The organism is Malaciobacter pacificus, assembly GCF_004214795.1.
In the GTDB taxonomy this organism is placed as follows: Bacteria; Campylobacterota; Campylobacteria; order Campylobacterales; family Arcobacteraceae; genus Malaciobacter_A; species Malaciobacter_A pacificus.
The window spans coordinates 974,637-986,513 of the sequence record NZ_CP035928.1; the positions used below are offsets into that span (position 1 = coordinate 974,637).

Annotated in this window: 14 protein-coding genes; 11 read left to right on the forward strand and 3 right to left on the reverse strand. The window is 24.7% G+C overall.

Features of this window, described 5'->3' with window-relative positions; all coding sequences use genetic code 11:
• Window positions 1-83: 83 nt before the first annotated feature.
• From APAC_RS05005 to APAC_RS05020, 4 genes are all read left to right on the forward strand, one after another.
• A complete protein-coding gene (locus tag APAC_RS05005; protein ID WP_130233075.1) occupies window positions 84-446 on the forward strand; it encodes a hypothetical protein in 363 nt (120 codons plus the stop codon).
• The gene (locus APAC_RS05010; protein WP_130233076.1) at window positions 443-1,294 is read left to right on the forward strand and encodes an aldose 1-epimerase family protein; all 852 of its coding nucleotides are present in this window, start codon (window positions 443-445) and stop codon (window positions 1,292-1,294) included. The genes APAC_RS05005 and APAC_RS05010 overlap by 4 nt, the downstream gene beginning before the upstream one ends.
• Window positions 1,295-1,391: 97 nt before the next feature.
• Window positions 1,392-3,014 carry a cation:proton antiporter gene (locus APAC_RS05015; RefSeq protein ID WP_130233077.1) on the forward strand — a complete coding sequence of 541 codons (1,623 nt, stop codon included), beginning with the start codon at window positions 1,392-1,394 and terminating at the stop codon, window positions 3,012-3,014.
• 78 nt (window positions 3,015-3,092) lie between these two features.
• Window positions 3,093-4,940: a GGDEF domain-containing protein gene (locus tag APAC_RS05020; RefSeq protein WP_130233078.1), complete on the forward strand. Its 1,848-nt coding sequence runs from the start codon at window positions 3,093-3,095 to the stop codon at window positions 4,938-4,940.
• 31 nt (window positions 4,941-4,971) lie between these two features.
• On the opposite strand, the gene rraA is transcribed toward APAC_RS05020, so the two are convergent.
• Both rraA and APAC_RS05030 read right to left on the reverse strand, forming a co-directional pair.
• A complete protein-coding gene (gene rraA, locus APAC_RS05025; protein ID WP_228255948.1) occupies window positions 4,972-5,460 on the reverse strand; it encodes a ribonuclease E activity regulator RraA in 489 nt (162 codons plus the stop codon).
• Between the two features lie 131 nt (window positions 5,461-5,591).
• Window positions 5,592-6,566, reverse strand: a complete 975-nt coding sequence (locus APAC_RS05030; RefSeq protein ID WP_130233079.1) for an endonuclease/exonuclease/phosphatase family protein — start codon at window positions 6,564-6,566, stop codon at window positions 5,592-5,594.
• Window positions 6,567-6,607: 41 nt separating this feature from the next.
• Here APAC_RS05030 and APAC_RS05035 point away from each other — a divergent pair, with 41 nt between their 5' ends.
• From APAC_RS05035 to APAC_RS05065, 7 genes are all read left to right on the forward strand, one after another.
• Entirely contained in the window at window positions 6,608-7,531 is a 924-nt protein-coding gene (locus tag APAC_RS05035) for a methyltransferase domain-containing protein (RefSeq protein ID WP_130233080.1), read from the forward strand.
• A 69-nt stretch (window positions 7,532-7,600) separates the two neighbouring features.
• Entirely contained in the window at window positions 7,601-7,885 is a 285-nt protein-coding gene (locus APAC_RS05040) for a hypothetical protein (protein ID WP_130233081.1), read from the forward strand.
• A 46-nt stretch (window positions 7,886-7,931) separates the two neighbouring features.
• Window positions 7,932-8,351 (forward strand): disulfide bond formation protein B, encoded by a 420-nt coding sequence (locus APAC_RS05045; RefSeq protein ID WP_228255949.1) that lies wholly within the window; start codon window positions 7,932-7,934, stop codon window positions 8,349-8,351.
• A complete protein-coding gene (locus tag APAC_RS05050) occupies window positions 8,341-8,997 on the forward strand; it encodes a DsbA family protein (protein ID WP_130233083.1) in 657 nt (218 codons plus the stop codon). Before APAC_RS05045 ends, APAC_RS05050 begins: the two co-directional genes overlap by 11 nt.
• Window positions 8,998-9,091: 94 nt before the next feature.
• Window positions 9,092-10,273 carry a hypothetical protein gene (locus APAC_RS05055; RefSeq protein WP_130233084.1) on the forward strand — a complete coding sequence of 394 codons (1,182 nt, stop codon included), beginning with the start codon at window positions 9,092-9,094 and terminating at the stop codon, window positions 10,271-10,273.
• A 6-nt stretch (window positions 10,274-10,279) separates the two neighbouring features.
• On the forward strand, window positions 10,280-10,570 hold the full coding sequence (locus APAC_RS05060) for a hypothetical protein (RefSeq protein ID WP_130233085.1): 291 nt from the start codon (window positions 10,280-10,282) through the stop codon (window positions 10,568-10,570).
• Window positions 10,571-10,572: 2 nt separating this feature from the next.
• Window positions 10,573-11,139, forward strand: coding sequence for a TlpA family protein disulfide reductase (locus tag APAC_RS05065; protein ID WP_130233086.1), 567 nt, complete (start codon window positions 10,573-10,575; stop codon window positions 11,137-11,139).
• 6 nt (window positions 11,140-11,145) lie between these two features.
• Here the strand turns inward: APAC_RS05065 and APAC_RS05070 are convergent, their stop codons facing one another.
• Complete coding sequence (locus APAC_RS05070; RefSeq protein ID WP_130233087.1) at window positions 11,146-11,772, reverse strand: HAD family hydrolase; 627 nt, start codon at window positions 11,770-11,772, stop codon at window positions 11,146-11,148.
• Window positions 11,773-11,877 lie beyond the last annotated feature (105 nt).

The window sequence follows — 11,877 nt, forward strand, 5'->3', positions numbered from 1 at the left end:
AAAAAAAATTTAGAAAAAAAGTAATTGAAAATATTAATAAAAATAGAAGAATTAATATTGAAGCTAGAGAAAAAATTGACGAGTTGTTTGCTCAACTTTCAAAATACAAAAATATTGATAATTCTATAGCATTAGAGGTATCTAGGCAAGATAAATTTAAACAGCAACTTAGATATTTTAATGATGAAACAAATGAAAGAAAAAAGAAATTAACCAATTTAAGTGTTAGAGCTAAAGAGAAATTAACAATTGCTGTTGAAAAACAAGATGAAGTGAAAATTAAAAGTGAACAAATGGAGATTTTATTGGATTCAGTAAATAGTGAGTTTGATTTGAAAAATAAAACTATTAGAGAGTTAAAAAAAGAGATTGATAAACATCAAAAAATTATTGATAGATTATTATTAAAGATTGAATATAAAGAGGGGCAATTAGGACTAGAATGAATTATATAATTAAAAATGACTATATTCAAGCCACAATTAATTCTTATGGGGCACAGTTAAATAGTTTGAAAAAAATTGATGAGTCATTAGATTATATTTGGTGTGCTGATGAGAAATACTGGAATAGAAGTTCTCCTATTCTTTTTCCAATAGTTGGAAAACTAAAAGATAATGAATATATCTATAATAATAAAACATATAAAATGAATCAACATGGCTTTGCTAGGGATAAAGAGTTTGAAATAGCTAAATTAAGTGATTTAGAAATCAAATTTAGATTATCATATGATGAAAGCACTTTAAAAATATACCCTTTTAAATTTGAACTATATTTATCATATAAATTAGAAGATAATAGATTAATAATTTCTTATGAAGTAATTAATAAAGATGATGACCTTATGTATTTTTCTATTGGTGCTCATCCTGCCTTTAATTGGCCTTTAGAGGATGAAAGAAAAGATGAGTGTTATTTAGAACTTGACAAAAAAATAGCTTCAAGATTCTTTTTAGAAGATGGATTGTTATCTAATTTTTCAGAAATGAATAGTGAAAAAATATATCTAAGTGATGAATTATTTAGTAAAGATGCATTGGTTTTTAAAAATGAATTTAAAGAAGTAGTATATAAAAATACACAAAATGATAGATTTGTAAAAATTAACTTTAAAGATTTCCCTTATCTTGGGATTTGGTCTAAACCTACAGGTGCTCCTTTTTTATGTATTGAACCATGGCATGGTGTAGCTGATAATATAAATCATAATAAAGATATCAAACTTAAAGAGGGAGTAATTACTTTAAAAGCTCAAGAAGTTTTTAGATCAACTTATTCAATAGAGATTTAAATAAATCTTGATTTTAGATATTATTTATATAGTTTCTACTAATTTATATTTTTAAATTAAGATATAATTGCACTAAATTATTTATTGAAAGTTTTACATGGAAAATCTCTTATTTACTATTTTTCTAACTATTACTATTGCTACAATATTAAATATTATTTTAAAAAAGTTTGGTATATCTCATATAATTGGCTATATATTAACAGGAACAATAATTAGTTATTTTTTTAATTTTAGCAAGCTAGATATGCATTCTTTAGAACTACTTGGTGAATTTGGTATTGTTTTTTTAATGTTCACAATTGGACTTGAAATGAGTTTTGATAAGATTAAGAAAATGAAAGAAATTCTTTTTATTAATGGCTCTTTACAAGTAGGTTTAAGTGCAATTATTATTTATATTTGTTCTTATTTTATTTTTGATTTGGGACTTGAAGTATCTTTAATAGTTTCACTGGCATTTTCATTATCTTCAACAGCTATTGTATTAACTTATTTAAAAAGTTCAAAAGATATTCATACCCCTTATGGTGAAAAATCAACGGCAATTTTAATTTTTCAAGATTTAGCAGTTATTCCTATTCTTTTATTAATTACATTCTTAGCTAATGATACTTTATCAATAAGTGAAGTTCTAACAAAAACTTTTATTTCAGCAATTGTAATTATTGCATTTATGTTTATAGTTGGTAAGAAGATAATTAGTTGGTTATTGAAATTTTCTGCTAAAACAAGAATTGAAGAGCTGTTTTTAGGTTCTGTTTTCTCTATCGTAATTGGGGCATCACTTTTAGCTCATGAATTAGGTTTTACTTATTCTTTAGGTGCTTTTATTGCAGGAATGATTATCTCTGATACAAACTATTCAGTAAAAGTTGAATCGGATATTGCAACTTATAAAGATCTGTTATTAGGAACTTTTTTCTTTTGGGTTGGAACAAAAATAGATGCTTTATATTTCTTATATAATGTTCATATAATACTATTGTTTTTATTAGCTATTATGCTTATTAAAGCAATTGTTATTTATTTTATAATTAGAAGAAAAAGTGATAAAAGTACATCTATAAAATCAGCAATTGCCCTTTGTCAAGTTGGAGAGTTCTCCTTTGCAATTTTTGCACTAGCAACAAATGATAATCTTTTAAGTAGTGAACAATCTAGTTTTTTAATTTTAATATCTGTTTTATCGATGATTATCACGCCTTTTATTGTTTCTAATATTTATAAGTTAGCTTCATATTTTGTAGTAGAGTTTTATGAATCAGATAAAATCACACCAATTAAACAAAAAAATCATATTGTGATATGTGGATTTTCTACTTTAGGAAGAATTATTGCAAGAGATTTAAGTGAACAAGAGGTTCCTTTTGTAATTATTAGTGATGATTTAAGGCATGTACTTTTAGCTAGAAAACTTGGCTATATGGCATATTTTGGTCACTTAGATAAAAAACCTGTTTTAGAGTCATTAAAAATTGAACAGTCAAGTGCAATAATAATTACTCTTAGTGATATTCATGTAAAAAGATTAGTTTGTGAAGCTGTTTTAAATTATTATGATGAAGCTAATATAATTTTAAAAATTCAATCAACTAAAGAAAAAGCTGAATTAAAAGATTTAAAAATAAATAAGTACATACATGCTTATCATGAAGTTGCAAAATTACTTATTAATGAAGCAACAATTAATTTAGAAATTAAAAAACAAGTTAAATAATTATCTAATAAGTGTGTTTTTTATTTTTTATTTAAGTGATTTAAAAGTACAATACCTAACTTTATAAAGGGACAATCGTTGAATAAAATAATAATTAAATTTCTTACTATATCAATAGTTTTAACTATACTAGTTACTTTAGTAATTACATATAATTTTAAACAAAATAATAAAGAACTTGCTATTCATAATGCAAATGTCGTTTCAAATGTAATAAAAAATGGAATTACTAATTACATGGAAAATGATAATATGAAAGATATAGATTCTTTTTTAGATTCTATTAAGGATATGAAAGATGTTAATAGTCTTTGGATTGTAAGAAGTGAATTAATAAATAAACAATATTCAACTTTTAATGAGAAGTCGCCTAGAGATGACATTGATAAAGAGGTATTACAAACAGGAGTTACAAAATACGAAGTTTCAAATTCATTGTTTGATACAACTATGAGAATTACTATACCTTATAAAGCAGATGATACAAATGGTAGTAATTGTTTATCATGTCATAATGTTCAAAAAGGTGATGTGTTAGGTGCAATTTCTTTAGAAATGGATTTAAGTAAAATAGAAGAACTAAGCATAAACATATTTTTAACTGCTTTAGTTCTAATATTTTTATCAGCAGTATTGATTTTATTAATATTTAGAAAAGTTTTAACACAATACTCTAGATTATTTAAAAATTTAACTGAGAGCTTAGATAGTGCAATTGCAGGTAATTTTAAGAAGGTAGAATATCCAATTGATTTAACACCTCAAATGGTTACAACAATGGATAATTTTAATAGCTTATTAACAACTTTCAAAGATACTTCAAATGATATTGATAAAAAATTAAAAGTTTTTATTGGTAACTCTAGTAGTGAAGATGAATCTAAAATTTCAATTTTAAAAGATTCAAAAAAAATTATTACAAACCTTTCTAATCTTTATCAGTTTAAAAAGGAAATTGAGTTAGATAGCTCGAAAGATGAGATTTACAATAGATTAAGTCAAGTTTTAATTAATCAATTTAATCAAAAGAATTTTACATTTGTTGAGATTGATTCTTCAAAACAAAAAATGGAAGTTATTAAAAAAATTGGTGAAGGTTTTTATTGTGAAAGTTCTTTAAAAGATTCACCTCATTTATGTAGAGCTGCTAGAACTAAAAATGATGTGATGTCCTTAGAATTCCACAATAGTTGTCCATATTTTAATGAAAAAAATAAATTTCATTTTTGTGTACCAACAAGTATTAGTAAAAATATATATCTAATTATCAATTTTGTATTCGATAATGAAAAAGAGTTAGAAAAACTAAAATCAAATATCTCTTTTATAAAAAGTTATATAAATGAATCAGCACCTTCTATTGAAGTTAAAATACTTATGGAAGCTTTAAAACAATCAGCATTTAGAGATGGTCTAACAGGACTTTATAATAGAAAATTCTTAGAAGAACACTCTAAAAAATTAATTCCACAAGCTAATAGAGAAAACTTTGATATTGGAGTATTATTACTTGATATGGATCACTTCAAGGCTGTAAATGATGAATATGGACATGACATTGGAGATAAAGTATTAAAAGAACTATCTAGAATATTAGTTGAAACAGTTAGAGATTCAGATATTGTTGTAAGATATGGTGGTGAAGAGTTTATGGTTTTATTAATAAATGTAAAATCTTTAGATAATGCATTAGAAATTGCAAATAAAATTAGAGTAAAAGTTAGTCAAAATGATATTGATGTTTATGCTGGAGCAAAACTAAGAAAAACAGTTAGTATAGGGGTTTCTATGTTCCCTAATGATTCAACAAATTTTGAATCAGTTATTAAAAATGCTGATATTGCATTGTATGAAGCAAAAAATAAAGGGCGAAATCAAGTTATAGCATTTAATGAAGATTTAGTTTCTAGTGTAGATTTATTTTAAACCAGCATCTAAAAGATGATGGTTTAAAAAACTATTTAAGTGGTTCTTTTGAGAAAATTACTCCATCTTCATCTGCATAAACCCAATCACCAGATTGTATATTTACACCTTCAAAACTTAAATCTTCTCCCCTTGACGATTCTGTTTTATCAAAATTTCTTAAAGGGCAAGTTCCAATTGCATATAATCCAACATCAATATTTTGTGTCTCTTTAGTATCTCTAACATAACCATTTAATATTATTGCTTTCCAGTTGTTATTTTTTGCAAATGCCATAAGTTTATCCCCTACAACACCAAAAAACTCTTGAGAATTATCAACTACAACTATTTTGCCTTCACCTTTTTCATCCCTTAACATTTCAAGAAGTCTAAAATTGCTTTTGTCTAATTTAATTGTTTCAATTCTTCCTTGAAAACTTTTAAGACCACCATAGTTTCTAAACTTAGGCGATAAAACTTGAATCTTTTTGTTTCTATTATCGTCACATAAATCTGCTGTTTGCATTTTCATATTCATATCTCTTCCTTTTTTATCTATCTTCCAAATAGAATGTAATAATATAAAAAAAGAATGTAAGAAAAATGTATATATATTAAAATTAGTTTAAAAAAATAAATTAACTTATAAAAATAAGTATATTCGTAACATTAAAAATTAAAATCTATACTAATTATGGTATGATCACTTTTTAGTAAAGAACCATCTTTATTATCTTTTAGATGCTCTTCATAGATATGATATTTTTTAAAGAATTGTTTTAAACTATTTGATATAAATATATAATCTATTACATTTCCAACGGTTCTAAAATAAGATGTGGCTGGTCTAGTTTTATAGCTCTTATCTAAATAAAAAGAATCAAGTATCTGTTTTTCATTATTGTTTAACTTTAAATTAGAGAGACTTTTTGATTTAATGATTTGTTCAATCAAAGTTTTAGATGTTAATAAATCAATACTCAAGCAGAATTCTTTATCGTTTAAATCACCTAATGCAATAATATTTTTATTTGTTTTAAGTGTTTTATTTATATCTGCTGATAGATGAACTACTTCGCATAATCTTTGTTTTAAAGCATTAGCATTTTTGTAACTAAAGCTTAAAAGGGATTTTTCTATTTTTTCTTCTACTTTTGTATTTTTTGAAAATTTATATTCAAACTCATTTAATCGATTTGATTTTAGGTGAAATACATAAGTTATAAGTTCTTCATTATCTATTTGAATAAAAGCTTTTATTGGCTTTCTTGAATAAATAAATTCATCATCAAATTCAAATATATCTACAATATCTTTATTAGTTTTTATTGTTTCTATTTTATTTATTGGGAATTTTGAAGCTAAAAAAACAGTACAAGTTTGAAAAATATTTTTTTCACAAATTGCTTCATCTACACTTGCAAAATGTTTGTAACCATTTTTGAGTAGAAGTTCTTTTAGTTCATTTTGAGTGAAAACTTCTTGAAATGCTATGATATCGCTATCAATATTTTTTATCGTTTGCTCAATCCAGTTTAATTTACTTTGCCATTGAGTAGTACTAAATTTCTCTTTTTTTGTATAGTAAGAGTAGGGTGGAGAACAAAATTGATATAGGTTATAAGTTGATATTCTAAGATTCATAATACTATTATATGATTTCAAAATAAAAAGAAGATTTATATATGAAAAAATTTACAAATGAAACAATGTATGAAATAATAAATTTCATGCAAAATGAGTTGTTACACAAAGATAGTGTTCAAATTAAGGTATTAAATCCAAGTGTATCAAAAGATTTATTTAGTGGTGAAATAATTAAACTAGAAGAGGAGTTTATTTATCGATCTTTTAAGGTTTGGAGTGATTTAAGTGAAATACTTTTTTGTAAAATGTATGTAAGTAGTATTGATAAATATTTTATGGATTTACAGTTTGAAAAACTAAATTCAAATGACTCTTTTCATAATCAACAACTAATCAATCCAAATGATAAGTATGGCATAGAATCAATATTTTTTAGAATTAATAAAAATGAAGACCCAACTTTTTTAAATAATTATGTAAATGCACTAAAAAATGTAAAGATTGAAGATAAAAAAGTAGTACTAAATTTAGGTATAAATAAAGCTGATGAATTTGAAGTAATTAAACAAACTCTTGATAATAATTTAGCAGATATTGAATTTCATGGAGTAGATTTCTCTTCTAGTGCTATTGAATTCTCAAAAGAAAGATTTCCTTTTAATAATTTTAATTTTTACAACCATGATATTAATAAGTTAGATGAGTTAGATTTACCAAAAGCAGATCTTTTGATTTCAATTGGTACTTTACAAAGTTCAAGTTTGAATTTTAAACTTTTATTTATGAATTTAATTCAGAACCATCTTAAAGATAAAGGCAGTGTTATTTTAGGATTTCCTAATTGTAGATGGATTGGAAATGAAGTTGTTTTTGGTGCAAAAGCAAAAAACTACACATTCTCTGAACAATCAGTATTGTATAATGATGTGATGTTTTGTAAGAAATATCTTCAACAAAAGAAATATAGGGTAACTTTAACAGGTAAAAACTACTTGTTTTTGACGGCTACATCAATAAAATAACTTGATTATTTTTTGATTAAAGCTTAACTTATGGTACAATATTTTTATACTAATATTAAGGAGTTTATTATGCCAAAAAGACATATAGAAGTTAAAACATTAAAATTAGCCCACTCTACTGATGACACAGTTAGAATTACTCATGTTGAAAAACCTTATGGTGAATATAGCAGTCCTGTAATTAATATTGCAATATATTCTCATGGTAAAGATAAAGTATCTGAAATAGATATTCCTTATGAAAATGTCGAGGATTTCATGAAAGCATTAAATGAGTCGATTGAATTATGTGATTCAATACCTAGAAATACTATTCATGATGAAATCAACTCACCTATTGGTGGTGGGGCATAATTTAAGATGGGTTCCCCATCTTAAAAATAAATTAATGGAGGTTGTTTTGGGTTCAGTTTTAGTTTTTTTATCTTTTCTTGTATCAAGTATTGCTACGCTTGGTAGTCTTTTCTTCTCAGAAATCATGAATTTTGTTCCTTGTTCTATGTGTTGGTACCAAAGAATATTTATGTATCCTTTAGTTTTAATATTTCTAGTGAATCTTTTATATCCAGATAATAAATTATTTAAGTATGCATTTCCTCTTGTTTTAGGAGGTCTTATAATGGCTATTTATCATAATTTACTAATGTTTGGAATTATTACTGATGATTTGACTCCGTGTGTTCAAGGAGTTCCTTGTTCTACTAGATATATAGATTTATTAGGTTTTATTACAATTCCATTTTTATCTTTAGTATCATTTTGTATGTTATTTATATTTTTAATTATTTTGAAAAAAGGAAAGTATTTAGATGAAAAATAAAAGTTTAGTTGCAATTACACTTATTGTTTTAATTGCTTTATTTGTTGGTGGTGGTTATGCATTCAAAAATAAAGAAGAAAAGAAAGTTCAAGAAGTTACAGCTTCAATAGATTATAAAAAAGACCCTTTTATAAGAGAGTATAGCCCATCATTTGGTGACAATGAAAAAGGTATTTATGTTGTAGAATATATAGATCCAGAATGTGAATCTTGTGCATTATTTAATGGTATTATTAAAGATTTTTATAAAGAGTATTATAAAGATATAAAGTTAGTTATTAGATATTTAGCTAATCACAAAAACTCAGAGTATGCTATTCGTATTATTGAAGCTGCTAGAGAGCAAAATAAATACTTAGAAGTATTAGATGTTGTATATTCTAAACAGCCTTTATGGGCACAGCATAATAATGAAAAACCAGAACTTTTAATGGGCTTTTTAGAAGAGGTTGAAGGTTTAGATTTAGTTAAATTACAAAAAGATATGCAAAATCCTGAAATCAAAAAAAGAATTAATTTAGATCTAGTTGATGCTCAAAAACTTCAAGTTAGAGGTACACCAACTATATTTATAAATGGTAAAAGGTTAAGAAGTTTATCTGCTGATGCTTTAGAAAACTTGTATATATCTGAAGCATATAAATAATAAAAGTAGTACAGCATTTTGCTGTACTAAAGTATTAAGAAATATTATTATAATATATTATATAAATATAAGTTACGCATAAAGGAACCCCACAATGTCTTTTTTAGAAAATATTAAATCTTTTTTTGCTCTAGTAAAAGAATCAAACTATGATTTATTAAAAATATACGAGCAAGATACAAATGGCTTTTTAATAGCATTACTTGTTGTTTTATCAATTATTTTGATAATCATATTTTTAATTAGAAGATCAATAAAAATTTCCAGTGCTGTAAAATTAGTTTCTAATATTCAAGATACAAAAGATATTAATGATTATGATACAAAATTAACAAAGTTAGTTACTGAATTACCAAAAAGAGGTATAAAAGTTGCGCAAAGTATTAATGCATCAAAAAATGATATTTTAAAGCAAGAATTAGCTTTATTAAAAAATTTAGATATAAGTGAAAAGATAAATAGATACCAACAAATTGCATCACAATATGCATTGATGGCACAAAACTCTAAAAAATATAAAATTGATGAGTTGACATCTTTTTATGAGGAAAAATCTAAGTCACTTTTAGATATCAATTTATTAAAAGAGATTGAAGAATATTACACAAATGCTTTATTTGATGAAAATGATATAAAACATGTTAATGAAATAGTAAATTATGCAAATACTACTTCAAATCCGAGTATAATTATAAATCCATTACAAAAACAAATTGATAAATTTAGTTATGGTTATAATCTTGATTTATTTAAATTTATAAGAGGTTTAGATAAAAATAAAGCTTCAAATATTTATTCAAACTGTAATGAGAAGTTAAGAAGTCTATTTACAAGTGGCGAGGGATTAATCTCTAAAGAAATACTGGATTATTTATTAGAAAATGATGAAAAACAGAATGTATATGGATATATTTCGAAACTTGAAGTTAAAAATCATTTAAAACTATTATCTAAAACAATGTTTGCAAAGAGAAATGATATAGATTTAGATTTATCTTTTGTTGCAAATAAAACTGATATTGGTGCAGATTATAAATCTCACTTAGATAATAAATTAACTGAAAACTGGAAAGATTTATCTTATATTAAATATATAATTGAATCAGATGGAGTATTGGAAACTATAGGACATATTGACTATAGAAATGTATTAGAAAGAATCGAAAGATTACAAACAGAAGAAGAAAACAATAAAGCTGTTGCAGAAGCTTTAGAAATGGCTAGAAAAGCACATGAAATTGCAAATGAAGCAAAAGCAATAGCAAGAAGTAAATAGTAAGTAATGGAATTTTTATTAATTATATTATTAGTTGTTGGTATAGTTGTTGCATTTTTTATTAAAGCAAAAATTGCAGCAAATAAAAAAAGCCCAGCTATTAAGAAAAGCGAAATAGAAGATTATTATATTGAAAAGATGAAAGAGATAAATCTTAGATATAAAAAAGATGAAGATCTTTTAAAACATGAGAAATTAAAGTTTTTAAAGAGAGTTAATCAAGAACTTTCTATGAATATTTTTTTTGATGAAGATGAAGCGAAAGATCTTTTAAAAAAATTGACAATTATGGAATAAGAATGATAAAAACATTAGTTGGATTATTAAGTATTATGCTTTTATTCACAGCATGTGATAATAAAAGTAGTTTTGATGAAAGTTTAGTTGCTAAAACAGAAGTTGTAGAAGAAAAACCATTTGAGCCAGTTGATTATGCCTTAACAACTGTTGATGCAAAAATTATTGAATTTCAAAGTACACCAGAAGGTTTTAATTTTAATGACTATAAAGGTAAAAAAGCTGTACTAATTGATGTCTTTGCAACATGGTGTCCACCTTGTATTGAAGATATACCAGTTTTTAAAGAATTAAGAGAAAAATATAAAGATGACTTTGAAATAGTATCTGTTTTATTTGAAAAAGATAAACCTCTAGAAGAGGTTTTAGAATTTATAAATAAGTATAATATTCCTTATCCTGTGACAATTGGAGAAGAGAATTTTGTACTAGCAAAAGACTTAGGTGATATTCAAAAAATTCCTGAGAAATTTCTATTTTCTAAAGATGGTGAATTCATAAAAAAATTTGTGGGAAATACATCAAAAGAGAGTTTAGAACAATATATTAAAATTGCTATTGAAAACTAATAGATATTATAAAATATCTATTAGTTTTTTTAAACTATCAATTTTATATTTTGCTGTTGAAAAATCTTGAGTTTGTGTAAATTTATTATGAACTATTACGCAATCTATTTTGGCTTTATTTGCTGATATTAAACCTCTTTGTGAATCTTCAACTACTATTGTTTCTTCTTTTTTTGCTTTAAATAGCTCTAATCCTTTTAAATATGGATCAGGGAATGGTTTAGCTCGTGGGTAATCTTCAACACATAAAACAAACTCCATAAAGTCTGTTATTCCTCTATTATTATGTATAATCTCAAAATCTACTCTTCTTGAAGTTGTAACTATACCCATTTTATAGGTTTGTTTTAATTCATCTAATATTTCATGAACACCACTTATTGCAATATCCTCTTTTTTTAAGTACTCTTGATAATAAACATCCCTTTGATTTCTTGCAATTATTACCTCTTCATATGAAGCATTTGGTGCAGCTACCCAAACTCCATTTCCATCGGTCATAATTTTCATATAATCTTCAAATTGTAAGTTAACATTAAAAAACTCTTTTAGTGCTCTTTTGCTTGCTTCATAATATAATGGTTCTGTTTCAACTAAAACACCATCATTATCAAATAATATATATTTTTTCATAGATGAATTATACAGAAACTAATTTATGCAGACATAAAAAAAGGAAAGCCTAGGCTTCCCTTTTTTAACTTGTATTTTAGTAGTAGGAGAGAGTTAAATTCAAAA